16 protein-coding genes are annotated in these 14,498 nt (G+C 65.3%); 4 read left to right on the plus strand and 12 right to left on the minus strand.

Translation table 11 applies throughout. The features are described 5' to 3' along the window. Positions 1-134 precede the first annotated feature (134 nt). The 5 genes from rpoN to AB4118_RS13515 all read right to left on the minus strand — a co-directional run bounded on the left by rpoN (position 135) and on the right by AB4118_RS13515 (position 5,125). Positions 135-1,664, minus strand: a complete 1,530-nt coding sequence (gene rpoN / locus AB4118_RS13495; protein WP_441490207.1) for an RNA polymerase factor sigma-54 — start codon at positions 1,662-1,664, stop codon at positions 135-137. Positions 1,665-1,829: 165 nt separating this feature from the next. Further along, a complete protein-coding gene (gene lptB / locus AB4118_RS13500) occupies positions 1,830-2,642 on the minus strand; it encodes an LPS export ABC transporter ATP-binding protein (RefSeq protein WP_441490208.1) in 813 nt (270 codons plus the stop codon). A gap of 144 nt (positions 2,643-2,786) precedes the next feature. Further along, positions 2,787-3,545, minus strand: a complete 759-nt coding sequence (locus AB4118_RS13505) for an LptA/OstA family protein (protein ID WP_441490209.1) — start codon at positions 3,543-3,545, stop codon at positions 2,787-2,789. A 40-nt stretch (positions 3,546-3,585) separates the two neighbouring features. Continuing rightward, entirely contained in the window at positions 3,586-4,302 is a 717-nt protein-coding gene (gene lptC / locus AB4118_RS13510) for an LPS export ABC transporter periplasmic protein LptC (RefSeq protein ID WP_441490210.1), read from the minus strand. Positions 4,303-4,510: 208 nt separating this feature from the next. Next, positions 4,511-5,125 carry a ribonuclease D gene (locus AB4118_RS13515; protein WP_441490211.1) on the minus strand — a complete coding sequence of 205 codons (615 nt, stop codon included), beginning with the start codon at positions 5,123-5,125 and terminating at the stop codon, positions 4,511-4,513. A 188-nt stretch (positions 5,126-5,313) separates the two neighbouring features. Here AB4118_RS13515 and AB4118_RS13520 point away from each other — a divergent pair, with 188 nt between their 5' ends. The 3 genes from AB4118_RS13520 to AB4118_RS13530 all read left to right on the plus strand — a co-directional run bounded on the left by AB4118_RS13520 (position 5,314) and on the right by AB4118_RS13530 (position 7,595). Beyond that, on the plus strand, positions 5,314-5,739 hold the full coding sequence (locus AB4118_RS13520; RefSeq protein WP_441490212.1) for a DUF805 domain-containing protein: 426 nt from the start codon (positions 5,314-5,316) through the stop codon (positions 5,737-5,739). Beyond that, a complete protein-coding gene (gene dapE, locus AB4118_RS13525; RefSeq protein WP_441490213.1) occupies positions 5,736-6,938 on the plus strand; it encodes a succinyl-diaminopimelate desuccinylase in 1,203 nt (400 codons plus the stop codon). The genes AB4118_RS13520 and dapE overlap by 4 nt, the downstream gene beginning before the upstream one ends. A 69-nt stretch (positions 6,939-7,007) precedes the next feature. Next, a complete protein-coding gene (locus tag AB4118_RS13530; protein WP_441490214.1) occupies positions 7,008-7,595 on the plus strand; it encodes a hypothetical protein in 588 nt (195 codons plus the stop codon). Between the two features lie 7 nt (positions 7,596-7,602). On the opposite strand, the gene truA is transcribed toward AB4118_RS13530, so the two are convergent. The 3 genes from truA to AB4118_RS13545 are packed head-to-tail and all read right to left on the minus strand — an operon-like array spanning position 7,603 to position 9,880. Then, positions 7,603-8,340: a tRNA pseudouridine(38-40) synthase TruA gene (gene truA / locus AB4118_RS13535; protein WP_441490215.1), complete on the minus strand. Its 738-nt coding sequence runs from the start codon at positions 8,338-8,340 to the stop codon at positions 7,603-7,605. A 56-nt stretch (positions 8,341-8,396) separates the two neighbouring features. Then, positions 8,397-9,326: a methionyl-tRNA formyltransferase gene (fmt, locus tag AB4118_RS13540; protein ID WP_441490216.1), complete on the minus strand. Its 930-nt coding sequence runs from the start codon at positions 9,324-9,326 to the stop codon at positions 8,397-8,399. 35 nt (positions 9,327-9,361) lie between these two features. Continuing rightward, positions 9,362-9,880: a peptide deformylase gene (locus AB4118_RS13545; protein ID WP_441490217.1), complete on the minus strand. Its 519-nt coding sequence runs from the start codon at positions 9,878-9,880 to the stop codon at positions 9,362-9,364. Positions 9,881-9,996: 116 nt separating this feature from the next. On the opposite strand from AB4118_RS13545, the gene AB4118_RS13550 reads away from it, so the two are divergent. Next, complete coding sequence (locus AB4118_RS13550) at positions 9,997-11,181, plus strand: DNA recombination protein RmuC (protein WP_441490218.1); 1,185 nt, start codon at positions 9,997-9,999, stop codon at positions 11,179-11,181. On the opposite strand, the gene AB4118_RS13555 is transcribed toward AB4118_RS13550, so the two are convergent. From AB4118_RS13555 to AB4118_RS13570, 4 genes are all read right to left on the minus strand, one after another. After that, positions 11,182-11,691 carry an OsmC family protein gene (locus AB4118_RS13555; protein WP_069877739.1) on the minus strand — a complete coding sequence of 170 codons (510 nt, stop codon included), beginning with the start codon at positions 11,689-11,691 and terminating at the stop codon, positions 11,182-11,184. A gap of 97 nt (positions 11,692-11,788) precedes the next feature. After that, entirely contained in the window at positions 11,789-12,571 is a 783-nt protein-coding gene (locus AB4118_RS13560) for an ABC transporter ATP-binding protein (protein ID WP_441490219.1), read from the minus strand. Between the two features lie 12 nt (positions 12,572-12,583). After that, a complete protein-coding gene (locus AB4118_RS13565) occupies positions 12,584-13,411 on the minus strand; it encodes an ABC transporter permease (RefSeq protein ID WP_441490220.1) in 828 nt (275 codons plus the stop codon). A 29-nt stretch (positions 13,412-13,440) separates the two neighbouring features. Further along, positions 13,441-14,415, minus strand: a complete 975-nt coding sequence (locus AB4118_RS13570) for an aliphatic sulfonate ABC transporter substrate-binding protein (protein ID WP_441490495.1) — start codon at positions 14,413-14,415, stop codon at positions 13,441-13,443. Positions 14,416-14,498 lie beyond the last annotated feature (83 nt).

A 14,498-nucleotide genomic window follows, 5' to 3' on the forward strand; every position in this document is an offset into this window, starting at 1 on the left:
TGATCGATCATCTCACTGAGGTAAGGACGGGGAGTCGCCATTGTCAATGAGCGCTGCGGAATAGTCGCCGCCAGCCGACGGCAGCGAAAGGCATCCGATCGGGCTCACTCGGGCGGAGAAAAAGCCGAGCGGGTTCAGCGCCCTCCCAGCGCCATCGCCACCTTCTCGCGCCGACGCTCCATAGAGGACGGAATGCGCAGGGACTCGCGGTATTTCGCCACGGTGCGCCGAGCAATATCGATGCCGCCTTCCTTCAACCGGGCGACGATCGCATCGTCGGACAGCACCTCAGCGGGGACTTCGTCGTCGATCATCTGCTTGATGCGGAAGCGAACGGCTTCCGCGGAATGCGCCTCGCCGTAACCGGTCGCGGCGATCGCCGCCGAGAAGAAATATTTCATCTCGAACACACCGCGCGAACAGATCAGATATTTGTTCGAGGTGACGCGCGAGACCGTCGATTCGTGCATGCCAATGGCATCCGCGACCGTCTTCAGGTTCAGCGGCCGCAGATGTTCGACGCCATGCGCGAAGAAGCCATCCTGCTGGCGCACGATCTCGCTTGCGACCTTGAGGATGGTGCGGGCGCGTTGCTCGAGGCTACGCGTCAACCAGTTTGCCGTCTGCAGGCATTCGGCGATGAAGGCCTTGTCCAGGTCGTTCCGCGCCGCCCGGGAGACGCGGGCGTGATAGGTCTGGTTGATCAGCACGCGCGGCAGGGTATCCGGATTGAGATCGACCAGCCAGGAACCGTCCGGCGCCGGCCTGATGAAGACATCCGGAACGACGGTCTCGGCCGCCGAGCCGCCGAAACCCCGTCCGGGCTTAGGGTCAAGCCTGCGGATTTCCGCGACCATGTCGGCGATATCCTCGTCGTCGACGCCGCAGATGCGCTTGAGCGCCGAGAAATCACGCTTGGCGACAAGGTGGAGGTTGGCGACCAGAGCCTGCATGGCCGGGTCGAAGCGGTCGCGCTCCCGCAGCTGGATCGACAGGCATTCGCGAACATCGCGCGCGCCGACGCCGGAGGGGTCGAAGCCCTGGATGACGCCAAGCACGTGCTCGACCTTGTCCGCGCTCACACCGAGCCGCTCTGCGATCTCAGGCACCGACTCGCCGAGATAGCCGGAATCATCGACCGCATCGATGAGGTGGCTGCCGATCAGTCGCTCCGCAGGATCGGTCATCGCGAGATCGAGCTGTGCGCTGAGGTGATCGCGCAGGGACAATTCCGAGGTCAGGCTGGACTCGAAGCCTTCCGACCCGTCCTCGAACGAACCACCGGATCCGCCATAGGCGCCGCCGGTGATCGGCAGGCTGTCGGCCCCCTTCGTGTCGAGGCGGGCGATTGTCGGCTGTTCGCCCTGGAAGACGTTGTCGAGCCCGGTGCCGAGCCGGCCTTCCATGCCGTCCTGGGTGTTCAGGCTCTCGGCACGCGCAAAACTCTCGGGATCAGCCGCCAGGGGGCTATCGCCGCCATTGAGCTGTACAAGAGCCTCAGACGCGTCGTCGCGCTCCAGCAGCGGATTCCGCTCCAGCTCACCCTCGACAAAGTTCTGAAGTTCGAGATGCGAGAGTTGCAGGAGCTTGATCGCCTGCAGCAGCTGCGGCGTCATCACCAGGGACTGTCCCTGGCGCAGCTCCATGCGCGGCATCATCGCCATTGCGCTCTTGACCTCTCATCCGCTTCGGCATGTTTCTTGCCTTCGGAACAAAGCCTAGCCGCGCAACGCGGGCGCGTCAAAGCCTCTGCACGCGCTTTGTGCAGAGAAATTAATGCAGTGCAGCATTCTGCCGAGATTATGGCAGCGGCATCACGGCCGGCTGGATCAGAGCTTGAAATCCTCGCCGAGATAGACACGGCGGACGTCCGGATTGGCGATGATCTCGGCCGGAGAGCCCTCGGTGAGCACGCGGCCGGAATGGATGATATAGGCGCGATCGACGAGGCCGAGCGTCTCACGGACATTGTGGTCGGTGATCAGTACGCCGATGCCACGATCGGTCAGCTGGCGCACCAGCGCCTGAATGTCGCCAACGGCGATCGGATCGATGCCGGCGAAGGGCTCGTCGAGAAGAATGAAGGACGGCCGCCCGGCCAGGGCGCGGGCGATCTCGCAACGGCGGCGCTCGCCGCCCGACAACGCGATGGAAGGAGCCTTGCGCAGGCGAGAGATCGTGAACTCTTCCAGAAGCGTATCGAGCTGACGCTCACGGCTCTTGCGGTTCGGCTCCACGACTTCAAGGACGGCCCGGATGTTGTCCTCGACAGTGAGGCCACGAAAGATCGAGGCCTCCTGCGGCAGGTAGCCAATTCCAAGCCTCGCGCGCTGATACATCGGCAAGCCGGTGATATCGTTGCCTTCCAGCGAAATGACCCCGAGATCGGCGGGCACCAGACCAGTGACCATGTAGAAGATCGTGGTCTTGCCGGCGCCGTTTGGACCGAGCAGGCCCACCGCTTCGCCCTGCCGGACGTAGAGGCTCGCCTCGCTCACCACCGTGCGGCCGCCATAGCTCTTGCGCAGGCCGCTGACAGCGAGAATACCCGGTCCACCGATCGATGCGGCAGATGATGTTGCCGGCTCGGCCTCGCTGTCCCGCGCCTTTGCGCCGAACAGTCCGCGCAAGCGCCCGAACATGCCGGGGCTTTGCTCGCTCCGGGGTGCCGTAGCCTGAGCGGGCAGGGTCGAACTGTCGGATTGCGGCATGGAATGGACTGTCACTGAGAGCAGGGCTCGCTGATGTGAAAGGCAGTCGGCCCGGCATACGCCGGACCGGAGCGGCTAGTTGGTCGGCGGGCTCGCCGGGCGAGCGGGGGCCGCGGCACCGGGCTTGGGCGGAGTGTTCTTGCCCGCGTCCTTGCCGGCCTCGCCGGAATTCGGAACGAAGAAGCCCTGCACGCGCCCCTTGTTGTTCTCGATATTGGCGACGCCGGTCTCCGTGTCATAGACCAGCCGCTCGCCACGGGTGATGTTCGGCCCGTCATTCAGGGCGACATTCCCGGTCATGATGACCTTGTTGTTGGCGCGGTCGAACACCGCCTTGTCCGAGGTCGCAGCCTGCGTCTTCGAGACCACTGTCACCGGACCATCGCATTCGATGCGCTTGATGCTGCTGTCATTGGATTGCGGCGCGCCCCCCGCTGCGGCTGGCGCCGGCGTTGCTGGACGCGATGCTCCGGGTACGGTCCCAGCGCCGCGCCCCTCGTAGAACACGGTCATGACCGAGCACCGCACCGTGGTCTCGCCCTGCACCGCCACGACATTGCCGGTGAAGACCGCGCGATTTTCCTTGTCGAGCACATCGAGCTTGTCAGCATCGATCTTGATCGGCTCCTTGCTGTCGCCACCAAGACCGCCAAGAGGCGAATTCGCACCCCCGCCGCCGCGGGCCGGCTTGGCCTTTCCAGCCGCAGGCGGTGTCGCCTGCGCAACCTTGGAGGCATCGGAGCGTGGCTGCGGGGTCTGGGCGACCGCCTCGGCAACGCATGAAAGACTCAGCGCTGCCGCAAGCAGCCATACCGGCTGCCAGCCCTTCGACATCGCAGGATTCACTGATGCAGCTTCGAATGCGGACCGCATATCACTGTCTCGTCCCAGTTGCAGGGGCATTGCCCGGAGAACTACCGTCGACCGCTGCCGGTTCCCGGTTCGGCGCGGCAGGCGCCTTGACCGGTCCTAGCAGTTCCGGAGCCGGCGTGCTGCCTTCGCGTTCAGGTCCGGCCAAGGCGCGAGCCGGTGCATTCTCTATCACGACTCGGACACGGCCGTCGAAGACGATCAGCGCGCCATTGTCCTTCACGTCCAGGGTATCGCCCTCGACGGTGGTCGAACCGAGCAGAACCTTGACCGGCTCCCGCGATACGACGGTCCCCGCCTTGAAATCGATATCGGCGCTGCGCATCCGCATATCATAGCCGGACTCGGTACGGACCTTCACGTCATCGACCAGTTTCAGCTTCTCCTTCTGGGAGTTGAACAGGCCGGTGCGGGCGTTGACCGTGACCCAGCCCTCCTGCTGCATCTGAATCCTGGCTGTCATTGTCGACAGCTCGATTTCGGTCGGATTGCGAATGTCCTGCAGCGCTTCGAGCGCCGTCACCTCGTAGGGCCGGTTGTCCTTGCGATAGCCCGAGAGGCGCGGCGACTCCATCTTGACCTTGCCGCCCGAAATGCCGACGGAACCGATCGACACGCCGGAGACACCAGACAATGGATGCAGGAACGGCGTCACGATCAGGCCGAGCACGGCCACGACCGCACCGACGGGAATCGCGCGGCGGAGGAAGCGGACGAGCATGGTGTGCCGCTGCGCTGCCTTGAACGCAGCGCGACGTCGACTCGCACGTTTCGATTCGGGGGCGGTCCAGTCGCCCGTTGTCATCGCCACAGTCATGCCCCGCGCAATGGCAGTCGCTAACGGCTTTTTCGTGTCAGCCGGCGAACGACCTGCGGGCCCCTACGCGCTTCGTTCGCGTGGAGACTGACGCAAGAAGACTTAGAATTTGTCAAGCGTGAGCGAAGATGTCGTTCTCGGCCCAGCCGGCAAGATCGAGCTCCGCGCGGAACGGAAGGAAATTGAAACAGGCTTCGGCGAGATGCGAGCGCCCCTCGCGCGCCAGCATGGCCTCGAGCTTCTCGCGCAGGGCGTGGAGATGCAGCACGTCCGAAGCCGCATAGGCCAATTGTGCCTCCGACAGCGTATCGGCGCCCCAATCCGAGGATTGCTGCTGCTTCGACAAGTCGATGCCGAGCAGTTCCCTGACCAGGTCCTTCAGGCCGTGCCGGTCGGTATAAGTCCGCACCAGCTTCGAGGCGATCTTGGTGCAGTAGACCGGGCCGGTGGTGACGCCGAAGGCGTTCTTCAGAACGGCAACGTCGAACCGCGCGAAATGGAACAGCTTCAGCACGGAAGGGTCCGACAGCAGTCGGATCAGGTTCGCAGGCGCAGGACCGTCCCGAAGGATCTGGGCCACATCGGCAGAGCCATCGCCGCGCGAGAGCTGGACCACGCAGAGCCGGTCGCGATGCGGGTTGAGACCAAGCGTCTCGGTGTCGATCGCAACGACGGAGCCCGGCAGGAAATCATCCGGCAGATCACCGCGATGCAGACGGATGGTCATGACAAGAACCTCACTGGGCCAAAACACGCGGGACAAGGCCCCTGCCGCAGCTAGCGGGCGCCGAGCCCACGTTCAAGCCTTTTCTGCGCGCCGGGATTGCCGCGGGGCCATGGCGTTAACGCATTCTTCACCCTGAGCTTCAGGGCTGAGGGCCGGCGTGAGACAGTCTCCGAAACGGAATCATCGCCTTGCCGCTTCTCACCCTCCTGACCGGCTTCGAGGGCCGCATCGGACGCCCTGCCTTCTGGTCGGGCACGGCCCTGGTTGCTCTCGCGCTCGTCCTTGCCGACATCGGCAGCGCTCGCCTTGGCGCGGAGCATGGCCTCCAGATCACGGCCTTTGCCGGGGCTTTCGCCCTGTTTCCCTGGTCGGCGCTTGCCGCCAAGCGCGGCCGGGACCGCGGACGGCCATGGTATTACGGGCCGACGCTGGTCATCGCGATCGTACTGTCCGGACTTGGCCCCGGCCATCTCGAAGCAGCAGCGGCCAAAACACTCGGCACCTTCTCCCTGCTGCTCTGGCTCGTTGCGCTGATCGATCTCGGTTTGCTGCCGGGCTGCATTGCGCCCGAGTCCGTTGCAGAGACAGAAGCTGGTGCTAAACCGACGGAATGAAGCCGCTCCCTCCTCCACTTCCCTTCGACCCGCTCGATCCCGTCGCCCTGACGCAGGCGCTCGTGCGATGCCCCTCCGTGACACCAGTTGAGGGGGGAGCACTTGCTCTGCTCGACACCGTTCTGAGCGCGGCTGGGTACTCGGTCGATCGGCCGGTATTCAGCGAGCCCGACACGCCGGATGTCGAAAACCTCTATGCCCGGATCGGCACCGAGGGGCCCGTTCTGGTCATAGCCGGCCATACCGATGTCGTTCCCCCGGGCGACCTCGCGCAATGGTCGCGCGACCCGTTCTCCGGCCAGGTCGAAGACGGTGTCCTGCATGGACGCGGTGCCTGCGACATGAAGGGCGGGCTCGCCTCGATGATCTCGGCTGCGCTGCGCTTCCGCCGCGATTATCCGGATGCGCCGGGCTCGATCGCCTTTCTCGTCACGGGGGACGAGGAATCGGTTGCCGTCAACGGCACCGTCAAGCTGCTGGATTGGGCGAAGGCACGCGGCGAACGCTTCGACCATTGCCTGCTCGGCGAGCCGACCAACCCGGCGACGATGAGCGACATGATCAAGATCGGCCGCCGCGGCTCGCTGACCGGCCGGCTGGTCGTTCACGGCAAGCAGGGCCATGTCGGCTATCCGCACCTCGCAGACAATCCGATCCGCGGCATGGTGCGCCTGCTGGCAGCGCTCGATGCGACGCCACTCGATACCGGAACGGCCTATTTCGATCCGAGCAATCTCGAGGTGACCACTCTGGATGTCGGCAATCCCGCGACGAATGTCGTTCCAGCCCAGGCAAAGGCTGTCTTCAACATCCGGTTCAACGATATCTGGACGCCAGAGAGCCTCGCCGCCGAGCTCGACCGGCGGCTGCGGGACGCTGCCGGCAACCAGGTGCGCTACGAGCTCGAAGTTCAGCCGACGAATGCGGTCGCTTTCCTGACCGAGCCGGGGCCGTTCGTCGCGCTGGTCGCCGATGCGGTCGAAGCCGAGACCGGCACGCGCCCGGCACTCTCGACGACGGGCGGCACCTCCGATGCCCGCTTCATCAAGAGCTATTGCCCGGTCGTCGAGTTCGGCGTGGTCGGCCAGACAATGCATCAGATCGACGAACGGGTCGCGGTCTCCGACCTGCTCTGCCTGGAACGGATCACGCACCGCCTGCTCGAAAGCTACTTTGCTGCAACGCAACAAGGCGCTTGACCCCAAACCGGATACGCCGTTTACTGCATTAGACGAAAGTCTAATGCCACGTATCCGGAGTACCCGGCCATGGCTCTTGCTGCCGATGACGTGCTGCGCTCGCTACGCGGTTCATGGCGCCTGATGACCGACGGCGCCGAGGCGCTGAAGGAACTCGATCTCAGCCGCGACGGGTTCTGGCGCTCCTTTGCCGCGCTCGTGCTCACCGTGCCAGCGCTGGTCGCGATCCTGGCGGCCGAACGGCAGATTGCCGGGCTGTCCAACGCCGGGAACATGTTCGATTCCCCCGCCCTCATTGCCCGCGTGCTGGGCGCCCAGTGCCTGGCGATCATCGCAGTACCGGCGCTGCTGATAGGCCTCGCCCCGAACCTCGCCCATTCGCCGCGGCTGACCAGTTTCGTCATCGCCTGGAACTGGGCCGGCATCGTCTCGGCCAGCCTGATGGCGGTACCCGCCACTGTCTTTGCAATCGGCTGGTCGAACCCCGCCATCGCGACGATGCAGGCGATCGCCTTCGCGGTCATCGTGCTGCGCCTTCGCTATTGCGTGGCGCGTGCCGCCTTCGGCGCGCAAGGCCATGTCGCGCTCGCAATCCTGCTGGCGAGCGTGATGGCCGACTATTCGATCATCCGCGTCTTCGGCCTGGCGGGCATCTGAGCCCGGCTCAGTAATCGACGCCGGCGAGATAGAGCCCGCAGGATGGAGCAAGCGCCGCGCATTGCGAGCGGTCGCGCGCGGCCAGCACCTTGCCAACCTTGTTTTCAGGCCAGCGCCCCGCTCCCACCATCTTCAGACAGCCGACCATCGAGCGGACCTGATGATGCAGGAAGGAGCGGGCATGGGCGTAAATCACGATCTCCGAACCCTCCCGCGTCACATCGAGCCGGTCGAGCGTCCGAACAGGCCCGTTCGCCTGACATTCGGCGGCCCGAAATGTCGTGAAATCGTGGTGACCGACGAGCGCCTTGGCAGCGCGGTCCATGGCTTCATGATCAAGTCTGAAGGGGACATGCCAGAGTCGGTCCCGATCGAGCGCCGGCGGTGCGCGTCGGTCGAGCATGCGGTAGATGTAATAGCGGCGCCTAGCCGAGATGCGCGCATCGAATTCATCGGACACAGCCTCGGCGCTCAGAACCGCGACCGGCAGATGCTTCAGGCGGGCATTGCTCGCGTCACGCACGACATCGGTGCGCCACTCCTTGTCCAGAACGACATGGGCGACCTGATGCGTCGCATGGACGCCGGCATCGGTGCGCCCGGCGCAGTGCAGGCGGACGGCATGACCACAAAAGGCCTCGACCGCTTCCTCGACGCTCTGTTGAACCGACGGACCGTTGAGCTGACGCTGCCAGCCGGAGAACGGCGTTCCATCATACTCGATGACGAGCTTGTAGCGGGGCATCAGAATATGATGCCGAAAACTGGGAACCGAACTTTGGGCGACATCATGCGGGCGCCCTAGATCCGATGGCCGGGATCGAGCCGCGCGCCGCGCAGGAATTCGCTCCCGCTCATGGGCGCACGGCCGGCGCGCTGAACCTGAAGCAACCTCACTGCGCCCTCGGCGCAGGCGATCGTGCCCTCACCGTCCAGCAGCGTGCCCGGCTCGGCAGCGCCGCCAGCCAGCGCCGTACGCAGGATCTTGAGCCTCTCCGGCCCCTTTCCGAGATCGACCTCGGCAAAGGCGCCTGGAAAGGGCGAGAGCCCGCGCACGAGGTCATGGACCTGCTGCGCTGGACGCGCCCAGTCCAGCTTCGCCTCGGCATTGGCGATCTTGGCAGCGTAGGTCACCCCCTCGACGGGTTGTGGAGTGAACTGCAGCCCGCCACGTCCGAGCGCAGCCAGGGCGCGCACCATCAGGTCGGCGCCAAGCGAAGCCAGCCGATCATGCAGTTCGCCGGCCGTCATATCGGGGCCGATCGCAAGCTTCTCGACCATGCCGACCGGGCCGGTATCCAGCCCCGCCTCCATCTTCATGACGCAGATGCCACTCTCGGCATCGCCCGCCATGATGGCCCGCTGGATCGGGGCAGCGCCGCGCCAGCGCGGGAGAAGCGACGCGTGCAGGTTGAGGCAGCCCAGTTCCGGCAGATCAAGGATCGCCTGCGGCAGGATCATGCCATAGGCGACGACGACCGCGACGTCGGCCTGATGCGAGGCGATCACCTCGGCAGCTTCGTCGGTCTTCAACGTCTTCGGCGTGAACACCGGAATGCCGAAGCGCTCGGCGGCGCGATGCACCGGGGACGGCTTCAGATCGAGACCACGACCGGCCTGCGCCGGGGCGCGGGTGTAGCAACTCACAACCTCGTGGCCCTGGCCGATGATCTCGGTCAGGGTCGGCACGGCGAAATCCGGCGTGCCCATGAAGATGACGCGCAAACTCATGCGAACAGCGCCGCTTTCTGATCGATACGGATCATTCAGGCCGCGCTGTCGCGACGCGCCGCCTTGGCGAAACGCTTGGTGACACGCTCGCGCTTCAGCCGCGACAGGTGATCGATGAAGAGCACGCCATTGAGATGGTCGATCTCGTGCTGGAGGCAGGTGGCGAGCAGGCCGTCCGCCTCGATGTCCTGCACCTTGCCGTCGAGATCGAGATAGCGAACCTTCACCCGCGCCGGACGCTCGACCTCCTCGTAATATTCGGGGATCGAAAGGCAGCCTTCCTCATGGATGTTCAGCTCCTTGGAAGACCAGGTGATTTCCGGATTGATGAAGGTCATCGGCGCCTTCTCCTCCTCCGGCTTGGCGAGGTCGATCGTCAGCAGGCGCAGCGGCACGCCGATCTGGATCGCGGCCAGGCCGATGCCGGGTGCGTCATACATGGTCTCGAGCATGTCGGCGGCGAGCGCCTTGATCTCGGGCGTGACGGCCTCGACAGGTTTCGAGACCTGGCGCAGGACTGAATCGGGCAGGATGACGAGAGGGCGAATAGCCATAGGGCGCTCGAACCGGTTTTTCTTGCTGACGCCGCGGACATAAGCACTTGTTGGCGGGTGGTCAAACCGTTCCGCTTTCGTTCGGCATGCGCACGCGAATCGGCTAATCTGCCGTCATGAACGGAATTGCCTTCACGCTGCTCGAGCGGCCGGTCAGCTGGAGCGAGGCCGCGCTTGCCTTCGCCGGTAGCAGCCTGTTTCTGCTTGTGCTCGTCGCGTTGTCGCTCTGGCGCAGTTCGCGCGGGCGAGCGATCGAGGCCGTCATCGCTGCCGAACGCGCCCGCGAGATGGACGACAAGGTCGCCGAGATGAACCGCATGCAAGCCGAGATGACGGGCCGGATGCAGACGATGGCCGAGATTCTCTCGACGCGGCAGGCCGACCTTGCCCGCCTCGTCGCCGAGCGGATGGATGGTCTGCGCCAGCAGGTCGGCTCCGGGCTCGAGCAGAACGTCAAGCAGACCACGGAGAGCCTCGGCAAGCTGCAGGAACGGCTTGCGGTCATCGACGCTGCCCAGAAGAACCTGACCGACCTGACCAGCGAAGTGGTGACCCTCAAGGACGTGCTCTCCAACAAGCAGGCACGTGGCGCCTATGGCCAGGGCCGGATGGAGGCGATCATCCGCGACGGGCTGCCCGCCGCCTTCTTCTCGTTCCAGCCGACGCTCTCGAACCGGAACCGGCCGGACTGCCTCGTCACCCTGCCAGGAGACGGGCGCGGCCTCGTCATCGACGCCAAATTCCCGCTGGAGAGCTTCACCATGCTGCGCGAAGCGCGTGGCGAGGAGGCAAAGAAGGCAGCGGGCGTGCGCGTGCGCGGCGATGTCGGCCAGCACGTCAAGGATATCGCCGAGCGCTATTTCGTGCCCGGCGAGACACAGGACATGGCCCTGCTCTTCGTGCCGTCGGAATCGATCTATGCCGACCTGCACGAGCATTTCGACGACGTGATCCAGAAGGCCCATCGCGCCCGCGTCATGGTCGTGTCGCCGTCCCTGCTCGCCCTGGCGATCCAGCTGATGCAGTCGCTCATTCGCGATGCCCGCATGCGCGAGGAGGCTCGCGTCATCCAGACCGAGGTTGGCAGGCTCCTGACCGATGTCCGCCGGCTCGGCGAGCGGGCCGAGAAGCTCGACCAGCATTTTCGCCAGGCGCAGGAGGATGTCGCCGGCATCCGCACCTCGGCCGGCAAGATCACCAGCCGCGGCGACAAGATCGGCGCGCTCGAATTCGATGAGCCTGCGAAGAGCGAGCCGTCGCTACCCTTCGCCAAGGGGCTGGAGCTGAAGGCCGCCGAGTGATCAGCCGCGGTTGAGCACGGCCGAAAGCTCCGGCTTGACGTTCAGCGTCTGGAAGACGACGCAGTAGCGCTCGGTCAGCTTGAGCAGAGTGTCGAGCTTGTCCTGTGGGGCGTCGCTCTCGACATCGAAGGACAGGCGGATCGCCTTGAAGCCGACGGGCGCATCCTTGACGACGCCGAGCGTGCCGCGGAAATCGAGATCGCCCTCGGCCCTGACCGTTCCCTTCTTCAGTTCGATTTCAAGGGCGGTCGCGACCGCCTTCAGCGTCACGCCGGCGCAGGCGACCAGCGCCTCAAGCAGCATGTCGCCGGAGCAGAGCTCGGCACCGGTTCCGCCGGTCGCCGGGTGCAGCCCGGCCAGGGCGATCGCGCGGCCGGTCTCGACCTTGCAGGCGATATGCTGGTCGTCGAGTTCGCCACGGGCCTTCAGCGTGATCACCGCGGCGTCGGGCGCCTCGCGGTATTTGTCCTTGAGCGGAGCCTGGAGGGCGCGAAGCGCGGTGACGTCCATGGGTCTCAACCTTCTTCAGACGAGCGGCGATGTGCCGCCGTGATAAGCCTGTCGCCGACGCGGGGCCAGCCCCAACCCGGCATGGGCGTCTCGCGCCTCACCACCACATGCCTGCGGTCTCGGCCGCCTTGTGCTGATGCGGCTCTCCGTTCGCGAGGGAACGATCGAGAGTGCGCAGGACCTCGCGTTTGCTCGCCTCGAAGGCTGGAGAGAGTCTGTCGCGCGGACGGGCGAGAGGATTGTCGAATTCATCGAAGATGCGGCCAGGGTTGGGCTGCATGACGATGATGCGATCTGCCAATGTCACCGCCTCCTCGACATCATGGGTGACCATGACGACGGTCGGCCGGCTCTCCTCCCAGAGCGCCAGCAGATGGCCGTGCAGGCTTGCCCGCGTCGTGGCGTCGAGCGCCGAGAAAGGCTCGTCCATCAGAAGCAGCTTTGGCCGTGTCACCAGGGCGCGCGCGATGGCGACGCGCTGCTGCTGCCCGCCGGACAGTTCGCGCGGCCAGCGCTTCTCGTAGCCGGCGAGCCCGACACGCACGAGCGCATTCGCGACCAGTCCCTCGCGTGCGAAGGGCGTCAGATGCGACAGGCCGAAGGAGACATTCTCGGAGACATTGAGCCAGGGGAAGAGGCGGGGCTCCTGAAAGATCACGCCAACATCGGCGCGTGGCGCCAGGATCGCCTCGCCGTAGAGCGTGACGCGGCCGGCGCTTGGTTGGTCCAGCCCGGCGACGAGCCGCAGCAAGGTGGTCTTGCCGCAACCGGAGCCGCCGACAAGCGCGAGGATCTCGCCGGCGGCCACGGTGGTGGTGACAGCAGACAGTGCCTGTGTGCCGTCGGCATAGGTTTTGGAGAGGCTGTCGAAGCTCAGCATCGAGGATGCCTTTCAGAGCTTGTCGCGACCCAGATCCTGCCAGGCGAGGAAGGGCCGCGTGATGGCGAGAAGCAGGCCATCCGCCAGTTTGCCGAGCACGGCGAAGGCGATGATGGCCGCGATGATGGTGTCGGGACGGCCAAGCTGCTGGCCGTCCACGAGCAGATAACCAAGGCCCTCGCTCGCTCCCATGATCTCGGCCGCAACCACGAACATAAAACCAAGGCCGAGGCCCGAGCGCAGCGCGGTGAACCAGGCGGGCAGGATCGCCGGCAGCAGCACCCGCCGCACCATGGCGAAGCGGCCGAGCCGGAAGACGCGCCCAACCTCGATGATCTTGCGATCGATCGAGAGGATCGCCGCCGCCACGCCGAGATAGACGGGGAAGAACACGCCAACGGCAATCAGCGCGATTTTCGACGCTTCGAAGATGCCGAACCAGAGGATGAAGAGCGGCACCCAGGCAATCGAGGGAATCGCTCGCAGAGCCTGCAAGGTCGGATCGAGCACGCTGCGCGCCAGAGGCAGGGCCCCCGTCAGTGCGCCGAGCAGCGTGCCGACAGCCGCTCCCAGCCCGAAGCCGGCGGCAACACGCCAGAGCGTGGCCGACGCATGGGTCAGGAGTTCGCCCGAGACGGCGAGTTGCCAGAGCGTCTTGCCGACCACGCTCGGCGGCGGCATCAGACGACCATTGGCCAAGCCGGCACCGACCAGGAACTCCCAGAGAGCAGCCAGAAGAAGCGGCAGCAGCAGGCCGGCCAAACCGAGGCCGCGGGGTTTCCGGAAGACATCCGGACGCCCCCTACCCTCGGCAACCGTATCGAGTCCCAGCGTGCTCATCGTTCCGGCTTGTGTCTGCTCGTCCGGGCTCAGTTATTGGCGGCAGCGAAGCGACGGTCGAGCAGGCTGTCGACCACCGCCTTGACGTCGGTCGTCGCCGGCAGGACGCCCGCCTCCTTGAGTGCGAGGCCAGCAGCAAGGATGGTGTCGGCCTGGGCCTGCCCGATCGCGGAATGGGTCAGTTCGGTGCGGGCAAGCTGGCGCTCGATGACCGCGTCCGAGAGCTTGGTATAGTCGACGAGCACCTTCTTCAGCTCGGCCGGGTTGGCCAACGCATAGGCACGGGCCTCCTCGTAGGCGGCCAGCACCTTGCGGACCAGCGCCGGATGCTCGTTGGCGAAGGCCTCGCGGACATTCAGGATGCCCCAGGTGTTGTCCTCGGCCTTCCGGTGGAACAGCTTTGCACCGCTCTCGACCTCGGCTGCAGCCATCAGGGGGTCGAGCCCGGCCCAGGCGTCGACATCGCCGCGCTCAAGCGCGAGGCGGCCATCGGCATGCTGAAGCAGCACGAGCTTGACGTCCTTCTCGGTCAGCTTGGCCTCAGCGAGTGCCCGTACCAGGAAGATATGCGGATCGGTGCCGCGGGTGACGGCGACGCGCTTGCCCTTGAGATCGGCAACCCTCGTGATCTCGCTCTTGGCCCCGGTAACCAGCGCCGTCCATTCAGGCCGCGAATAGACATAGATCGACTTGATCGGGTTGCCATTGATCTTGCCGATCAAGGCGGCAGCGCCGGCCGTCGAACCGAAATCGATCGAGCCGGCATTGAGGAATTCGAGCGCCTTGTTCGATCCGGCGGATTGCACCCAGCGCACCGTGATGCCCTCGGAAGCGAGTGCCTTCTCCAGCGTGCCACGCTCCTTCAGCACCAGGCTGACGGGGTTGTAGGTGGCGTAATCGATGCGGATTTCCTTCGGCGCCTGGGCATTGGCGCTGAGAGCGCCCAGACCTGCACCGGCCATGGCAAGCCCGGCGAGTACAAGACGGCGGCTGACTGCCTTGATGACGTTCATTGTCGATCCCCATTCGGTGACGCGAAGGGATCGGGAGAGGTCGAGCCTATCCTACCCCACGCTTTAGCTGCACT

Source organism: Allobosea sp. 2RAB26 (assembly GCF_052115465.1).
Classification (GTDB): domain Bacteria; phylum Pseudomonadota; class Alphaproteobacteria; order Rhizobiales; family Beijerinckiaceae; genus Allobosea.

Excerpts from the sequence above, each read along its gene's own strand:
- rpoN (WP_441490207.1), bottom strand. The coding sequence starts at position 1,664 with ATGGCGATGATGCCGCGCATGGAGCTGCGCCAGGGACAGTCCCTGGTG.
- lptB (WP_441490208.1), bottom strand. The coding sequence starts at position 2,642 with ATGTTCGGGCGCTTGCGCGGACTGTTCGGCGCAAAGGCGCGGGACAGC.
- AB4118_RS13505 (WP_441490209.1), bottom strand. The coding sequence starts at position 3,545 with ATGTCGAAGGGCTGGCAGCCGGTATGGCTGCTTGCGGCAGCGCTGAGT.
- lptC (WP_441490210.1), bottom strand. The coding sequence starts at position 4,302 with ATGCTCGTCCGCTTCCTCCGCCGCGCGATTCCCGTCGGTGCGGTCGTG.
- AB4118_RS13515 (WP_441490211.1), bottom strand. The coding sequence starts at position 5,125 with ATGACCATCCGTCTGCATCGCGGTGATCTGCCGGATGATTTCCTGCCG.
- dapE (WP_441490213.1), top strand. The coding sequence starts at position 5,736 with ATGAAGCCGCTCCCTCCTCCACTTCCCTTCGACCCGCTCGATCCCGTC.
- AB4118_RS13530 (WP_441490214.1), top strand. The coding sequence starts at position 7,008 with ATGGCTCTTGCTGCCGATGACGTGCTGCGCTCGCTACGCGGTTCATGG.
- truA (WP_441490215.1), bottom strand. The coding sequence starts at position 8,340 with ATGCCCCGCTACAAGCTCGTCATCGAGTATGATGGAACGCCGTTCTCC.
- fmt (WP_441490216.1), bottom strand. The coding sequence starts at position 9,326 with ATGAGTTTGCGCGTCATCTTCATGGGCACGCCGGATTTCGCCGTGCCG.
- AB4118_RS13545 (WP_441490217.1), bottom strand. The coding sequence starts at position 9,880 with ATGGCTATTCGCCCTCTCGTCATCCTGCCCGATTCAGTCCTGCGCCAG.
- AB4118_RS13550 (WP_441490218.1), top strand. The coding sequence starts at position 9,997 with ATGAACGGAATTGCCTTCACGCTGCTCGAGCGGCCGGTCAGCTGGAGC.
- AB4118_RS13555 (WP_069877739.1), bottom strand. The coding sequence starts at position 11,691 with ATGGACGTCACCGCGCTTCGCGCCCTCCAGGCTCCGCTCAAGGACAAA.
- AB4118_RS13560 (WP_441490219.1), bottom strand. The coding sequence starts at position 12,571 with ATGCTGAGCTTCGACAGCCTCTCCAAAACCTATGCCGACGGCACACAG.
- AB4118_RS13565 (WP_441490220.1), bottom strand. The coding sequence starts at position 13,411 with ATGAGCACGCTGGGACTCGATACGGTTGCCGAGGGTAGGGGGCGTCCG.